15 protein-coding genes are annotated in these 14,136 nt (G+C 56.3%); 5 read left to right on the top strand and 10 right to left on the bottom strand.

From position 1 onward, the window contains the following. Positions 1–23: 23 nt before the first annotated feature. The 9 genes from CS910_RS02210 to CS910_RS02170 form a co-directional block, all read right to left on the bottom strand. A complete protein-coding gene (locus CS910_RS02210; RefSeq protein WP_099209532.1) occupies positions 24–1,655 on the bottom strand; it encodes a PEGA domain-containing protein in 1,632 nt (543 codons plus the stop codon). Then, positions 1,612–2,268 carry an ABC transporter ATP-binding protein gene (locus tag CS910_RS02205; RefSeq protein WP_173866213.1) on the bottom strand — a complete coding sequence of 219 codons (657 nt, stop codon included), beginning with the start codon at positions 2,266–2,268 and terminating at the stop codon, positions 1,612–1,614. Before CS910_RS02205 ends, CS910_RS02210 begins: the two co-directional genes overlap by 44 nt. Continuing rightward, positions 2,265–2,684 (bottom strand): hypothetical protein, encoded by a 420-nt coding sequence (locus CS910_RS02200; RefSeq protein WP_099209531.1) that lies wholly within the window; start codon positions 2,682–2,684, stop codon positions 2,265–2,267. Before CS910_RS02200 ends, CS910_RS02205 begins: the two co-directional genes overlap by 4 nt. Next, complete coding sequence (locus CS910_RS02195) at positions 2,681–3,451, bottom strand: ABC transporter permease (protein WP_099209530.1); 771 nt, start codon at positions 3,449–3,451, stop codon at positions 2,681–2,683. The genes CS910_RS02200 and CS910_RS02195 overlap by 4 nt, the downstream gene beginning before the upstream one ends. Beyond that, positions 3,448–4,458, bottom strand: a complete 1,011-nt coding sequence (locus CS910_RS02190; RefSeq protein ID WP_099209529.1) for a hypothetical protein — start codon at positions 4,456–4,458, stop codon at positions 3,448–3,450. Before CS910_RS02190 ends, CS910_RS02195 begins: the two co-directional genes overlap by 4 nt. Before the next feature lie 15 nt (positions 4,459–4,473). Continuing rightward, positions 4,474–4,821, bottom strand: a complete 348-nt coding sequence (locus CS910_RS02185) for a hypothetical protein (RefSeq protein WP_145955335.1) — start codon at positions 4,819–4,821, stop codon at positions 4,474–4,476. A gap of 365 nt (positions 4,822–5,186) precedes the next feature. Then, positions 5,187–5,690, bottom strand: a complete 504-nt coding sequence (locus CS910_RS02180; RefSeq protein ID WP_042691166.1) for a PUA domain-containing protein — start codon at positions 5,688–5,690, stop codon at positions 5,187–5,189. A gap of 30 nt (positions 5,691–5,720) precedes the next feature. Continuing rightward, positions 5,721–6,287 (bottom strand): hypothetical protein, encoded by a 567-nt coding sequence (locus tag CS910_RS02175; RefSeq protein ID WP_099209527.1) that lies wholly within the window; start codon positions 6,285–6,287, stop codon positions 5,721–5,723. Positions 6,288–6,314: 27 nt separating this feature from the next. Further along, the gene (locus CS910_RS02170) at positions 6,315–6,830 is read right to left on the bottom strand and encodes a YkgJ family cysteine cluster protein (protein ID WP_099209526.1); all 516 of its coding nucleotides are present in this window, start codon (positions 6,828–6,830) and stop codon (positions 6,315–6,317) included. A gap of 109 nt (positions 6,831–6,939) precedes the next feature. Between CS910_RS02170 and CS910_RS02165 the strand changes: the two genes are divergently transcribed. The 4 genes from CS910_RS02165 to CS910_RS02150 all read left to right on the top strand — a co-directional run bounded on the left by CS910_RS02165 (position 6,940) and on the right by CS910_RS02150 (position 11,458). Then, on the top strand, positions 6,940–7,863 hold the full coding sequence (locus CS910_RS02165) for an ABC transporter ATP-binding protein (protein ID WP_099209525.1): 924 nt from the start codon (positions 6,940–6,942) through the stop codon (positions 7,861–7,863). Further along, positions 7,860–8,876, top strand: a complete 1,017-nt coding sequence (locus tag CS910_RS02160; RefSeq protein WP_099209524.1) for an ABC transporter permease — start codon at positions 7,860–7,862, stop codon at positions 8,874–8,876. The genes CS910_RS02165 and CS910_RS02160 overlap by 4 nt, the downstream gene beginning before the upstream one ends. A 5-nt stretch (positions 8,877–8,881) precedes the next feature. Then, positions 8,882–10,801 carry a COG1470 family protein gene (locus CS910_RS02155; RefSeq protein ID WP_099209523.1) on the top strand — a complete coding sequence of 640 codons (1,920 nt, stop codon included), beginning with the start codon at positions 8,882–8,884 and terminating at the stop codon, positions 10,799–10,801. A gap of 99 nt (positions 10,802–10,900) precedes the next feature. Continuing rightward, positions 10,901–11,458 carry an HdeD family acid-resistance protein gene (locus tag CS910_RS02150; protein ID WP_099209522.1) on the top strand — a complete coding sequence of 186 codons (558 nt, stop codon included), beginning with the start codon at positions 10,901–10,903 and terminating at the stop codon, positions 11,456–11,458. Here the strand turns inward: CS910_RS02150 and CS910_RS02145 are convergent. Continuing rightward, positions 11,455–13,227 (bottom strand): tRNA uridine(34) 5-carboxymethylaminomethyl modification radical SAM/GNAT enzyme Elp3, encoded by a 1,773-nt coding sequence (locus tag CS910_RS02145; RefSeq protein ID WP_099209521.1) that lies wholly within the window; start codon positions 13,225–13,227, stop codon positions 11,455–11,457. The two genes, CS910_RS02150 and CS910_RS02145, sit on opposite strands and share 4 nt — an antisense overlap. Before the next feature lie 97 nt (positions 13,228–13,324). Here CS910_RS02145 and CS910_RS02140 point away from each other — a divergent pair, with 97 nt between their 5' ends. Then, on the top strand, positions 13,325–14,077 hold the full coding sequence (locus CS910_RS02140; RefSeq protein WP_099209520.1) for a Nif3-like dinuclear metal center hexameric protein: 753 nt from the start codon (positions 13,325–13,327) through the stop codon (positions 14,075–14,077). Positions 14,078–14,136 lie beyond the last annotated feature (59 nt).

Here is a 14,136-nt window from a genome sequence, read left to right as displayed (position 1 = left end):
TGCGGTTAGAAAATTCAACAAGGTTAGCCCCTCCTCCAGAGAAGGAGCGCAGCCAAAACCACGACCACGATGAGAAGCGCAGGGAGCACGGAAAAGCCTGCGCTTTTTGTCTCTGATGGCGTTTCAGCTCCAGAACTTTCGAAGGTGGGGGAAAAGGATGAGGTAGTACCCAGGGGAATTCCCGTTTCCGTGAGGGAGAGGTTTACTCTGACCGTTTTTCCGGGCTGAAGGGAAACCTGAAGGTAAGCACTCTCATATCCCTCCTTCTCAACCCTCACGCTGTAGTTTCCAGGGGCCAGGAGGAGGCTGCAGGGAGTTAGGCAGGTTTTTCCGCCCACCGAGACCGCCGCACCAGGAGGGGACGTCACAACTTCGAGGACTGGCTTCCTAACTAATCTCAGGAAAACATGAGCAGAGGTATTGGGAGACAGCGAGACGAGGGTGGAGTTTGGGAGATACCCATTGAGCGCGGCCGAAACGTTGTAGACGCCCGCAGTTAGGTTCACGGAGCACGGGGTGGTGCAGGTCCTGTTCCCGACGCGAACGAGAGCACCGGGAGGAGAGGTGCTCACGTTGAGTCTGGCCGGCAGGGGGCTGAGGGCCAGGTTCAGCGAGGCGCTTCCGTTGGCCGGAACCGTCACGTTCTTCACAACGCCGCCGTAGCCCCGAAGGGAAGCGCTGACCGTGTAGGTGCCCGCAGGAAGGATGAGTCTGAGCGGACTCTTTCCTGAGAAAACCTTCCGATTCCCCGCAAAAATCGCCAGACTTGCGTTGGAGGGCCTCGTCGAGACCTCAAGGGTTCCGGCCTCAGGATGAACCGAAACCGCCCGCGACAGCAGGGAGAGGTCGGCGAAGACCGTGACGTTTCCCCCAGCGGAAACCACGATGCCGGAGACAAACGGATAGCCGTTGGCACCAAGGGAGATGTTATACGAATTCAGCAGGGGAGTAAAGGGGAGATAGAGCCTCATCGGGGTAAACCACTCCCCAAAAAGATGGAAGCCGTTGACGTAGACCGTGGCGTTGGCCGGCCTTGAGAGTATCCTCACTGGAGCTGGGGTTACTGCGTTTTCAATGGGCTCCCTAGAACAGCCGCCGAAGGAACTCCAGCCGCTTTTACTCACCGAAATTTTGACGAGGCAGTATTTTGTGACCCCTGCGTATTCAGCGGCTACAGGAAGACCGCTTGGAAGGAGGAGGTAGTCCCTCACGCGGCACGAGGCGAAGAGAACCGTTTCCATGGGGACCGGTTCTGATGGCCCCATCGCCGAGTTCGCACCTTCCCCCTCGGTCCAGTTGGGAGCTGACATGCACGGAGTTTCCTCGGACTTCGGGGTGGGGACTTCTCTTCCCCCTAAGAAAACGGTCGCGGTCGAGAAGCCGCCCAGGGATTCGTTCAGGAGTGACTCGTTCACCTCAACCACGAGGGGCGTACCGCCAACGCTCAGGTTAAAGATGAGGGTGACGTTTCCGATGGACAGCTCAGCCTGCCATCTGCCGTTGCTCAGGTTCAGCACGGTCGGAGCGGTCGCGTTTAAATCCCCAACCCTTACCCGTCCGCTGAACTTAAAGAGCACGGGCGTTGGGGACGCCAGCGGTACGAACAGCACGCTAAATAAGATTGAGAGCAGAAACAACCTTCTCAACGTCGCCATCTTGTTTCACCTTCCCCCCGGCTATAACAACCGCCCTGTCGGCGAACTCGACGAAGGGCTTCCATATGTGGGAGACCACAACGAGGGACAGGCCTTCCGAGGCAAACCGCCTCAGCAGACCGGCTATTTCAGGTATCGCGTCAAAGTCAAGGTTCGCGAGCGGCTCATCCAGCAGGACGAGCTCCGGCTCCCCGATGAATGCCGAGGCTATGCTCAGGCGCTTCGCCATTCCGGCCGAGTAGGTTGAAATCCTCCTGTCGATAAAGCCCCCGAGGGAGAACGCCTCAACGACCTCCGAAATGGAGCCGCCGCGGATTTCGGCCAGGAACTCAAGCCACTCACGGCCCGTTCTATGTCTCGGAAGGGCAGGCGGGTCGAAGGAGACGCCGAACCTCGCCCTGACTTCTTCATCGGCCCACGGGTCGCCGCCGAACACTCTGACCGTCCCGGCCGTCGGCCTGTAGGTTCCGGCGCAGAGGTTCAGGAACGTGCTCTTGCCCCCGCCGTTGGGCCCGAGGATTAAGGTTACGCCCCCGCCGATTTCAACGCTCACCGAGTCGAGCGCGGTTACGTGGCCGAAGCGCTTCGTGAGGTGCTTTGCGCGGATTATCATCTCCTCACCCCCAGGAGGGCGAAGAGGAGCGCCGAGGTGCCGCCCACGAGGTACTCAATCGAGAGGGCCCTCGAAGAGGGGTAGCTCTCCCGACCCGAGATTGCCACGGAAGCCGGCACCTCGGAGGAGACCACGACACAGTAGGGGCCCGAGTGGCTGAACTTCACGACCTTTCTCCCGTAGCCAGAGAGCGTGGAGGAGTAAACGACCCGGTTCTCAACTGGGTCGTAGAACGTCACGGAGTAGTTGCCCTGACCGTTCATGTTGAGAACGAGAACCCTCGCCGACGGGACGACCGCGCAGGAGGGCCCAACCGCGAAGTCGGAGTAGGGCTTGGAGAGCTCGGCGTGCTGAACCGCGAGGGCCACCAGCGTGAAGGCCGCGACGAGGAAGAGGATGAGCCTGATGAACCTCATCTGACGTCCCTCCTTTCCGCGAGGTAGAGAGTCATGGCGATGAGGAGGAAGGGAAGAAGAACGCAGGAGAGGAAAGCGGACGAGAGGAGTTTCATGAACCAGTGGGAAAGGGAGACGCTTGAAGTGTACGCGTGGAATACCGCCGAGTTTAGAACCGCCGGGGGCAGGGAAGAGACTCCGAACGAGTGGGGCAGGTAGAGAACCGAGAGGCCGACCATCACCGAGACGAAGGTGTTGGGGGAACTCATGGCCACCAAGGAGGAAACCGCGACCGCGTAGAGCACTGCCAAAGCCCAGTAGAGCAGGTATAAGGGAAGGAGGCCCTTTGAAAGCAGAACCGTAAGAAGGAAGTTCCCGGTGTCGCCGAAGATGTAGATGACCGTCAGAAGGAACGGGACGAAAGATGCGACGAAGAGCATTACGAAAACCGCCAGAACCTTGGAGAGGACAAGCCTCTTCCTTCCCACGGGGAGGGAGTAGAGCGAGAGGGCGAAGCGAGTGTCCCTGTCGTTCCGCAGGACGAGCGACGCCAGGAGAACCGCCGTCAGCATGAAGGCGGTGTAAACTTCGTCCGAGAGAAGGGGAACGCTGACGCCCATGGTTCTGTAGGAGAAAGCCCTTATGAAGTCCTCGCTCGGCGGGGATACCATAAAGTGATTTGAGACCCGAATTCCCTTAAGGAACAGGGAAGTTCCGATGAGAAGGAAGCCGAAGGCGAACGCGGCAAGGTTGAGCGGGTCCTCAAGCTCCCAGCGGAGAATCCTCATCCAATCCACCTCCTGAAGTCCCTGACACCGACCGCAAAGGCGAGGAGAACCGCGAGGACGAAGTAGTAAACGAAGGGGCTGCCCGGCGCCCTAAAGGAGCGCTCCCTCGGGAACTCCACGTTTGTCGCGAAGAGGTTCCAGCCCTGGAGCCAGCGCTTCTTAGAGTCCTCGGCGAGGAGTTTGCGGAGGGCCCGCGAGGCGTTCACGTCCTCCATCGTGGAGCTAACCACGCCCATGAGAACGAGTTCGGGAGGGGTTGAGAACATGTCGGACGCTATCATCAGGCCGGTTGAGGGGTCGTAGAGGGCCGAGAAAGAAGTGCCCCCGGAGAAGCTGTAGTCCGGGCCGTGGAGGTTGAACCTCACCGCGTCGGATTCGAGGTAGATGAAAGGCGGATGGAAGGTGCGCAGGTGCGTCAGGATTTCAAAGCCACGGTAGCGGGAGTAGCTCAGGTTTTTAACCCTCATCACCCAGTCTCCCCCTTCCGGAACCGTGACGTTCAGGAGGATGGCACCGGGGCCTGGCGGATTGGAGGGGTCTACAAAGAAGCTCGGCCTGCCGACAGGCGTGCCGTTGCAAACGTACATGCCGGTTCTAAGGTCGAGGGTGAGAACCTCGGAAAGCACCAGCACGCTCGCGTTCGCGAGGTCGGGCCTTTCAATCGCCACGTCGTGGAGCTCAAGCCTGACGGGGATTTTGGCCGTGTCGTTCTCCACGGAGAGAACCCTAAAGGTGAGGTAAGACGTCCCCATCGGCCAGAGGGCGGTAACGTAGTTCTCATCCCGCGAGACGTGAAGGTAACGAGAAAGCGCCTCGAAGGAGCGCTCGTTGAGCATATCAATCTTAACCATGATGTCGTTTGTCCCGAACCTCGCGTCATTCGGAACGATGACCGCGTAGGTAACGTAGGTTCCGGGTTTGAGCCAGGCAGGGACTGCGGCTGATACTGTAGTGACCCCCAGACAAAAAATTAAAACCCAGAGGGCAAGAGTTATTTTACCCCGCACGCGGCGTCACCCAGGTCAGTGCTTGTAGAAGTGGGGAATCAATGCAAAAGCCTCCCCTTCCTCCCCGTTATACCTCTCGCAGGGTATCTTTGTGAAGGAGACCCTGGTTCCAGTGTATTCCTGCACCTTGGACCTGTCCACCTTGACGCCTGACCAGTACGCAACATGCTTCACGGTTGAAGTATCGACGGTTATTCTCCCGTCGCAGATGTTCAGCCATCCAGAGACGCCGGCCCAGACCCACTCATCCTGACCCCAGGAGGGAGTGTCGGTGTCCTGGTCGTACATTCTCCAGCATCCAGACGATGGGATGAGGGCCTTTGAGGTCCACGCGGACACGCTGGCTATGGAAACCAAACCCACGAGACAGAAGAGCAAGCTTAGTTTTACGAGCTTTTTCGTACGTATCACCTCCATCAAAGGTTTTCATTATTACAATATAATCAAAATATATAAAGTTTTTCATTAAATAAAAATATTTTACTAAAGAGAAATACAAAAATGAGGTTACAAATTATTAATTATCGACAGAATCACCCACCAGCATACTCAAAGGCCTCGGAACGCTGGAGTGGCGTCCAACACCAAAAAAGAAACGATAAGGATGACGGAACCTAAAACAACCGACGGCTATGCCCTCGTTGTGACTGTTGGATAAACCAAACAACTTTTTCACTCTTTATTTCTCCTGCACAACCCACCCTAACTGGTTAAGGCAGGTTGTTATTCTACCTCTTCCGTCTCAGGAACTCCCCGATGTCGGTGACGTTCAGGATGAACTTCCTCCTGCTTTCGGGGTTTATCCTGCCAATGCCGAGGATAATCCCGTTCTCGTCGTAGATTACGAGCTTCTTCGTCCCCTGCCAGACGTACTTTCGCACGCCACTCCTCGGGACGTCCTTGCCCGTGGTGAAGAGGAAGCCGGCCTTTGGACTGAGCACCGCGTAGTTCTTCTCGACCTCAACGAAGTAGAAGAACTCGACGTTGGGGTAGAACTTCTCAACCAAATTGTCAACCTTAATCGTGCCGACGAAGGTGCCGTAAGCGTAGGGCTTAACCTTCAACCCCTCAAGCTCCCTCCAGACCCGCTCGTTGACGGCGTAAACGTCCCTGAACTTACCCTCGACAACGGCGAAGAAGTGGTGCTTCAACTCGCCGTACTTCTCGGCCTCGCGGAGTATGAGGTCGTATTCCCATGCGGAGGCACGGCGGTAGCGGAGTTCCTGGCTCATGTCACTACCCTTGGCGCGGAACTTAAAAGCTTAGCCCGTTCCGCCAGGAGGACTGACGTTTTCTGGGTAGGCAACTATAACGGTCGCGTTCTCGGGAACGCTTTCGTTCATATGGACGTGGGCGTAGTAGTCCTCAACAATCCACTGGGCGGTCAGAAAGCTCACCGCGCCCGAGAACAGCAGAATCAGGAGCGCCGAAACGATGAGCAGAGGTGAAACATTTTCAAGGTTTTCCGTGCGGAGCAGGAGGAAAATGCCGAGGAGCGAGAGGAGAGCCCAGGCAACGAAGAGAACCCTCAGGAGGGGAGTCTCACCGAAGGGTTCAAGGGAGACCGCCGTTGAACCAACCAGCCCAATGGAGAAGTAAACGACTCCAATGCGCCTCCCCCTACCGGGCCGTGGGGTGAAACCAAGAAAATAGAGGGAGAACGCCCCGATGGCGAAGTACAGGAGAACCAGGAACGGAAGGAACCACGCAACTTCACGAAACACCCGCTGGGGTAGGAGAACGGAGAACATTATCGAAGGAATCCCGTAGAAGACGAGGTTGAGAACGCCCTGAGCGAGATAAACGGAAGTCAGCAGGAGACCCCTCATAAGAGGTGTTAGGGAGAAGTTGTATATCTACTTTTCGAGCTCGTCGAGGAGCCCTGCAAAGCCGTCCATATCGGTCTTCTCGAACTCCCTCTCGAACTCAAGCCCGAGCTCCGCTATCTCCTCGGGCGTTATCGTCGTTTCCGGGTTTTCGGCGTTTATTCCAGGGCAGCCCTCGTCGTAGTAGAGCCACAGGGTCTCTCCTTTGTAATTGAACGGCTTCTCACCCTCGATGCCGAGCGGTTTTCTGGAGACCATGAAGGGGTAGATGCGGCAGATAACCGGCCTGACCTCGTGAATCCTGCACTTTCCGGTTTCCGGGTCGTGGAAGACGCAACCCAAATCCCACTCGCGGATGGCGAGAACGAAGCGTATCCTGTCCCCCTCGACCGAGAACGTCACGAAGTCCTGGGGGTCGTTTCCGGCCCTGGCTATTCGCTCGACGTCCTTCAGAGTCAGGTAGACGTGCCTTCCCCTGCAACAGTCGAGGCAGTAGAGACAGCGGAAGTCAACGGGCTTAACAAAAGGTCTCGGTTTAAAGCGCATAGGGCCCCATTACTATGACGGCATAAAAACCCTTCGTTTTACTCCAAACGATTTTGAAGTTGCAGAAAGGTTTATATGTTTTCAATTTCCATTTCCCATGGTGGTCTTTATGTACGCGATAGAGACAGAAAATCTGACCAAAATCTACGATGGAACGGTCGCCGTGGACCACCTCAACCTCAGGGTTAAGAAGGGAACGGTCTATGGATTTTTGGGCCCCAACGGGGCTGGTAAAACGACGACAATCCTTATGCTCCTTGGGCTCGTAGAACCGACTGAAGGGACGGCGCACGTCGCTGGAATCAACGTGATGGAAAAGCCCGTGGAAGTCAAGAGGATAACGGGCTTCATGCCGGCGGAGGGCGGCCTCTACCCGAACTTGAGCGCAATCGACAACCTCCTCTACTTCGCCAAGTTCTACAGAATGCCAAGGAACGAGGCGGAAAAGAGGGCGAGGGAGCTCCTCGAGCTCGTCGGCCTGAAGGAAGTTGCGGACAGGAAGGTTGAGGGATTCTCGACCGGAATGAAGCAGAGACTTCTGCTCGCGCAGGCCCTCCTCAACGACCCGGAGATACTCTTCCTTGACGAGCCAACGAACGGCCTCGACCCGAGGGGGGCCGTGGAGCTTAGGGAGCTTGTGAGGGAACTGAAGAAGGACGGCAGGACGATATTCTTCTCAAGCCACATACTCGCGGAGGTTGAAGAGGTCAGCGATGAAATCGGCATAATCTCCCAGGGTAAGCTCCTCATAAGCGGGAGCCAGGAGGAGATAAAGAGGAAGTTCATGGAAGGCAGGTACCTGATAACCGTTGAGACTAAGGAACCCCTAGAGCTTGAGGGTCTCGAAACGAACGTGATAGAGTGGAGGAGGAGCGGGGACAGGAAACTGGTAGTGTACGCTGAAAGGGACATCAGGGAGGACCTCGTAACGGAGCTGAGGGCGAAAGGGTACACCGTCCTCGACGTTCACCTCCACGAGCCCAGCCTCGAGGAAATCTTCATGGAACTCGTCTACGGGAGGGGAGCGAAATGATTGGGGCGATAGCCGAGAAGGAGTTTAGGGACTACCTGACGAGCAGGCGCTTCCTGATTTTCTTCGGGTTCCTGCTCGTGGTGATGGTGCTGGCCCTCATCCAGGTTAAGCTCAACATAGAAGTCATAAGCCTGGGTGGAATGTCTTCCGGTGAGAGCACGCGCAAGGTCTACGAGGTGATGTTCGGCGTTACGTCGAACCTTCAGTTCGTCGGGGCAATCTTCGCACTGGCCCTCGGCTTCGACGCCATAACGCGCGAGAGGGAGGACAGGACGCTCAAGGTTCTCATGAGCCACCCAGTTTTCCGAGACCAGGTAATCCTCGGCAAACTCCTTGGGGGTGCGATAACCCTCGCATTTGCCGTCCTTGTAACCGGCCTCGTCGTCACGGGAATGCTCGTATGGGCGGGCGTAACCATAGACAGCTACACGAGGCTGATAACGTACTTCCTGTTCGCTTACCTGTATCTGTTCCTGTTCTTCACCATGGCGGTGGCTTTTTCGGCGTACGCAAAGAAGAGCGGCAACGCCCTGATGTACTCCCTCGTAATGTTCCTGATATTCATAGTGGTCATAATGACTGTGGCCCCGGTGGTGGCGAGGGTCATCGTCGGACCGCAGCCCAAGATGCCGCCGGAGCTCCAAGCAATGTCCCAGAAGATACACTCCAGCAAGAACGTTACCCTGGCCGAGCTCAACAAGTACGAGAAGCTCATGGAGGAGTACGAGAACAAGACCATGGAGTGGGGCAGGAGGTACTGGAAGACCGAGTACTACATAACCATGCTGTCACCCATGAACGACTTCCAGGTCATATCGGACTACGTCTTGGACCCGTACAAGGAGTCCAGCGAATCGTACTTCATCCCCCACTCCCCCACGGAAAAGGTTCCAAAGTACAGCCTGAGCGAAAGCCTCTCCTTTGCGAAGAAGGAGATAATAACGCTGTTCGCCTACATAATCCTCTGGTTTGTGCTGGCGTACCTCGGGTTCGTGAGAGCTGAGATAAGGTGATTAACATGAGACGGGCCCTTGCAGGGCTTATACTCCTCCTTTTTCTTCCGGGCGTTCTGGCTGAGACGGTGGGAGTGACGCTCAGCATCGGCGAGACCGTGAAAGTAAACGGCATGAACGTCACGCTGGTGGACGTTTCCTCAAACGGAGGGGCGGCCGTTAGAATCAACGGAACTCTCTACGTGCTCTCCTTTGGGGACAACGTTACAATCAACAACCTCTCCATCGTCGTCGGGAGCGTGTTTCCCGACAGGGGCCAGGCAAGGCTGTTCTTCATAGGAAAACGGGTGGAGCTTACCGGAGGCGAGACCCACGTCGAGCTGAGCACCCAAATCCACGAGGTACTGCTGTCGCCAGGGGAAGAGGTGGGAATAGGACTGACCGTGAAGAATCTCGGAGAGTCCGGCTACGTCCCCCTTTCCGTTCAGGTCCCGGGAGGGTGGACTGGAATCCTCAAATCCGGCAGCGTCAGCGTTCTCGGCCTCTACCTGAAGCACGGAGAGAGCTTTCCCCTGACCCTCGTCTTGAAGGCCGGAAGTACACCAGGAACTTACAGGATAAAAGTTGGGGCCGGAAACGCAAGCGTCACAATCCTGGCAGTCGTCCAGGGAAGACCCCTCCAAGCGTACGTTGATTGCCCGGGGAAGGAGGCCGCTGCTGGGACGAACGTCAGCTTCTCGCTTCACCTCTCTTCGTCAACCCCAACTGACGTCCCATTGAGCGCCCGGGCACCGCCGGGATGGAGCGTTAGGTTCCTCGCAGGCGGCTCACCGGTTAGAATCGTCAGGGTGAGCGGGGAGAGAACAGTAACCGCTCTCGTGAGCATTCCGAGCAACGCGAGCGTAGGCGACCATCCCCTCAAGATACTCGCGGGAAACGAGAGCGTTTGGGTTCACGTCTACGTGACCGAGACCCACGCTGGGGAAAACGGCACGCTTGTCGTTAGAGTCGTGGATGAGGGCTCGGGCACCTACGTGGGAGGTGCTAAGGTCGAGCTGACCGGCGGTGGAATCACCACCCAAGCCGTGACGCTTCCCGACGGAACCGCGGTCCTCCACGCGCCCGAGGGAGCTTACAAGCTTATCGTCTCCAAGGAAGCCTACAAAAAGGTCACCGAGACGGTACAACTGAAGGCGGGAGAAAAAACGGAAGTCACGGTCAATCTGGAGAAGCTCCCGTACTACTTCGACGTCTTCGTGCCGGCACCCTCGAAGAGCGTCGTTCTCGGAGAGACGCTGACCTACGAGGTAATACTCAGGAACCTCGGAAAGGAGAGCGACAGCTACTCGTTAACGCTCCGCGTGCCCCCCAACTGGGGCGGAATGATAGTGGAAAGCCCGGAGTCGAGGACGGGTATAAGCTCAACGTACGTAGATGCAGGCAAGGAGAAGAGGCTGTACGTGATTCTAATACCTCCCGACACGGCAAAGCTCGGGAACTACACGGCAAACCTGACGGTAAGGTCGCTGGGAAGCGACGTAGAGAAGAAAGTCACGCTCAGAGCCCAGCTCATGGGGAGCTACGGGATAGCGATTGGTCTTGAGAGGTACAGCGTAAAGGTTAAGGCGGGAGGAGAGACGACGTTGAGCGTCAGAGTGTACAACACAGGAACAAGCCCGCTGACCAACGTAAAACTCAAAGTCGATGCCCCGCAGGGCTGGAACGTGCAGGTAACTCCCGAGCGTGTGGCCAGCGTGGAGAAAAACGGAGAGGTCACGTTCACGGTTAAGATAAACGTCCCTGGAAACATCGATGCCGGCGACTACTTCATCACCCTCACCGCCGAGAGCGACCAGAAGAAAACTCAGGAGCAGGTCCGTGTCACCGTGACGAAGGGGAGCGGGGCCACTTATCTGGGCATCGGCATGATACTGGCCGCGCTTGTAATCCTGGCCGTAATCCTCAGGAAGTACGGAAGGCGCTGAAGCCTTTCCTTTTCTTTATCTAGATTTTAGTAACTTCCCCACAGAAAACTTTTTAAGCAGTTAAAGTTACTTTTTGTGAAAAAACTTGGGGGTGGTAGAATGGAGTACGGCGAGCTCAAGAAGAACTGGGCATGGCTGCTGGGCCTTGGAATAATCTTCGTAACCCTTGGATTCGCCGGCCTGCTCCTCCTGCCACTGGTGACGATAACGAGCGTTGCCATCTTCGGAGCCTTCATGCTCGTCGCAGGAGCGCTCCAGATTGTGCAGGGAATAGCGAAGGCCAGGGACTGGAAGAGCAGGGGCCTGCACATCCTCATGGGCGTTATCTACGTCATCGGCGGCATAGCGACCCTTGAGAACCCCGTTCTTGCGACGACAATACTAACGCTCGTCCTCGGGTTCTCGCTGATTGCAATAGGCGCGATAAGGATTGGCGTTGCCTTCCAGAACAGAGATGTGAGCCAATGGGCGCTGATGACACTTTCTGGAGTCCTGACGATATTCCTCGGTGCCTTGATAGTGCTCCAGTGGCCCTGGTCGAGCCTCTGGGCGATTGGACTGTTCGTGTCCGTTGACCTCATAATGAGCGGTGCCAACTTCATCGCGATAGCGCTGGCGGCGAAGGCAGGAGGCGAACAAAGCGGGGTTCCAGCTTAAGTGTTCAGGTGCGCGTCGAACTCCCTGCTCTTTTTATATTCGGCGTAGCCCCTATCGAGCCTCTTCGCGACGTAGGGTCCGTTCTTCCGGTAGCCGAACTTTCTGTAATACTCCCTCACGCCGACGCCGCTGATTACGAGCATCTTCTTGACGTCGAACTCCTCGCGGGCGATTCTTTCAGCCTCGACCAGAAGCTCCCTTCCGTAACCCCTGTGCTGCCACTCGTACCTCGGCTTCCCGCCAATCGGCACGAGCGGGCCGTAAACGTGGAGCTCCCTGACTATCGCCGAGGGACAGCAGTTTATCTCCTTCCTGTGGGCCTTTTCGCTCGGAATCCTGAGGCGCAGGAAGCCTATCAGTATGTCGTTCTTGGTATCTTCAAAGCTCAGGAAAATCTCCCTTCCGCCAGATGCCTCGTAGTCCTCGCGGAGGAGCTTTATATGCTCAACCTCCGGCTGGATTCCGAACTTCTCCATCATGTGGCCGACTTCCCTAAAGCGAATCTCCCTCGGCCTTATACCCCTCTTGATAAGCTCGTTGAAGACCAGCTGACCGAGGTTCGAGTGCTTGACGCCGTCAACGATGAGCTGAACGGGAATGTCGCGCTGGATTCTCATTACCCTAACCCACTTCGGGAAGAGCTTGTAAGCCTCAACGAGGAGCTCAACGGCTTCTTCCGTGCGGTAGGGGTGGTATTTACCTTCCTTCCACCAGCGGTAGAGGGGGGCGTCCTTGGTTACGAGCGTCGGGTAAACCTTGAGCATGTCGGGCCTGAAGCGGGGGTCCTCGAAAATCGTTCTGAAGGTGTATAGGTCGCGTTCGAAGTTGCTCCCCGGTAAACCGGGCATTATGTGGTAGTTGATTTTCAAGCCAGCATCGCGGAGGAGCTGTGTGGCCTTAACAATCTCCTCGACGCCGTGACCGCGCTTGGTCCTCTCGTGGATGAAGTTGAAAACCGTCTGAACGCCCAGCTCAACGCGCGTCGTTCCGAGCTTGAGCATCCTGTCAATCTGCCTCTCGAAGGCCCAGTCGGGCCTTGTCTCTATCGTAAGGCCAACCATTCTGACCTTAGCTTTCTCGTTCTTCCTCTGCTCGTCTTCAAGGTAGTAGTAGGGTTTGGAGTGGGTTTTGAGCCACGCCTCGCGGAACTTCGGGTCCTCCTCAAAAACGGACTCGTCCTTCTTCACTATCAGCCTAATCAGCTTCTCTTCAAGGTTCTCTACCTCTTTGAAGTGTGGAAAATCGTTCATCGCCTTGAAGGCCTCTTTTATGAACCACTCCTGGTAGTCCAAATCAACCGCCGGAAAGGTTCCGCCCTGGATTATGACCTCGACCTTGTCAACGTCGTGGCCTATGTCGGTGAGCTGTTTTAATCTGCGCATCATGATGATGTAAGGGTGGTAGGCGCTCTGGATTGCCCTCAAAGCGGAAGGCTCCCTTCCCGTGTAGCTCTGGGGCGAACCGACGCTCGGCCCGCCGGGACAGTAGATACACCTGCCATGAGGGCAGGGAAACGGCTTCGTCATCATAGCGACAACTGCCACTCCGCTTATCGTCCTCGTGGGCTTTCTCTTCAGCAAATCCCTGAACTCCTCGCGCCTCTCCTCCGGAATTGCCTTCAGGATGTCCGAGTTGCCCGGAATCTTTGAGAGATGGTACTTTCTCGCCACCTTAATCTTCCAGCGGTTGAGCTCGTCCCTGCTCTTAATCTCGCCCTCCATCACGAGTCTCGCAAGCTCTCTAACTGCCTCTTGGAATCTCTCATCCATAGCGACACCTCTCGCTCGATGTAGGGCGGGGTTTTAAAAGGGTTTGTGGGACATATTCAGTTACTGAATAATTCACCAGGTGAATAGAGGTGAGAAGATGAACCGCAACGAGCTGGTCGCTTTCCTCGACGAGTACCTTCAGGTTTCGGCTTACCCTGACAAGTCGAGCAACGGACTGCAGGTGGAGGGAAAGGACGAGGTTGAGAGGGTAGCGTTTGCCGTTGACACGACGCTCAGAACAATCGAGAGAGCCGTTAAGGGAAAGGCCGACATGCTGATAGTACATCACGGAATGATTTGGGGAGGTCTTAACTATATAACAGGTATCCACTACAAGCGCCTGAAGGCGCTAATCGAAAACGGCCTGAACCTCTACGCCGCCCACCTGCCCCTCGATGCGCACCCGGGAGTCGGCAACAACGTCGGCCTGCTCAAACTCCTCGGTCTGGAGCCCAGGGGATCTTTCGGTGAGTACAGGGGCCTGAGCATAGGCTTCTACGGTGAGTTCGAGGAGCCACAGCCGATTGAGAAGGTGGCCCAGATAATAGCGGAGAAGCTCGACACGACCGTCAGAACCTACGAGTTCGGGAGGAGAGAGGTTAAAACTGTCGGCGCGATAAGCGGGGCAGGCGCTTTTGCGCTGGAAGAAGCTTACGGGAAGGGAATAGACCTCCTCATCACAGGCGAATTCGGCCACGCGGACTATCTGACGGCCCTCGACCTGCCCCAGAGCGTTCTGGTTGCGGGCCACTACAAGACGGAGACGCTGGGAGTTAAGGCCCTTATGGAGCTCATCAGGGAGAAGTTCGGGCTCAGCGTCTTCTTCATAGACGAGCCAACCGGTCTTTAATTTCGTTTTTTCGGCGTAATCACCTACACAAAAGCGTTAATAACCTGCTGAAACAAAGT

The organism is Thermococcus henrietii (assembly GCF_900198835.1).
GTDB classification, from domain to species: domain Archaea; phylum Methanobacteriota_B; class Thermococci; order Thermococcales; family Thermococcaceae; genus Thermococcus; species Thermococcus henrietii.
Note: the sequence above shows the minus strand (reverse complement) of the source record. Positions and strands in the feature narration are given on the sequence as shown.

Coding starts and splice junctions, on each gene's coding strand:
- CS910_RS02170 (WP_099209526.1), bottom strand. CDS start 6,830: ATGCGCTTTAAACCGAGACCTTTTGTTAAGCCCGTTGACTTCCGCTGT.
- CS910_RS02205 (WP_173866213.1), bottom strand. CDS start 2,268: ATGATAATCCGCGCAAAGCACCTCACGAAGCGCTTCGGCCACGTAACC.
- CS910_RS02150 (WP_099209522.1), top strand. CDS start 10,901: ATGGAGTACGGCGAGCTCAAGAAGAACTGGGCATGGCTGCTGGGCCTT.
- CS910_RS02155 (WP_099209523.1), top strand. CDS start 8,882: ATGAGACGGGCCCTTGCAGGGCTTATACTCCTCCTTTTTCTTCCGGGC.
- CS910_RS02180 (WP_042691166.1), bottom strand. CDS start 5,690: ATGAGCCAGGAACTCCGCTACCGCCGTGCCTCCGCATGGGAATACGAC.
- CS910_RS02175 (WP_099209527.1), bottom strand. CDS start 6,287: ATGAGGGGTCTCCTGCTGACTTCCGTTTATCTCGCTCAGGGCGTTCTC.
- CS910_RS02140 (WP_099209520.1), top strand. CDS start 13,325: ATGAACCGCAACGAGCTGGTCGCTTTCCTCGACGAGTACCTTCAGGTT.
- CS910_RS02195 (WP_099209530.1), bottom strand. CDS start 3,451: ATGAGGATTCTCCGCTGGGAGCTTGAGGACCCGCTCAACCTTGCCGCG.
- CS910_RS02210 (WP_099209532.1), bottom strand. CDS start 1,655: ATGGCGACGTTGAGAAGGTTGTTTCTGCTCTCAATCTTATTTAGCGTG.
- CS910_RS02145 (WP_099209521.1), bottom strand. CDS start 13,227: ATGGATGAGAGATTCCAAGAGGCAGTTAGAGAGCTTGCGAGACTCGTG.
- CS910_RS02165 (WP_099209525.1), top strand. CDS start 6,940: ATGTACGCGATAGAGACAGAAAATCTGACCAAAATCTACGATGGAACG.
- CS910_RS02200 (WP_099209531.1), bottom strand. CDS start 2,684: ATGAGGTTCATCAGGCTCATCCTCTTCCTCGTCGCGGCCTTCACGCTG.
- CS910_RS02160 (WP_099209524.1), top strand. CDS start 7,860: ATGATTGGGGCGATAGCCGAGAAGGAGTTTAGGGACTACCTGACGAGC.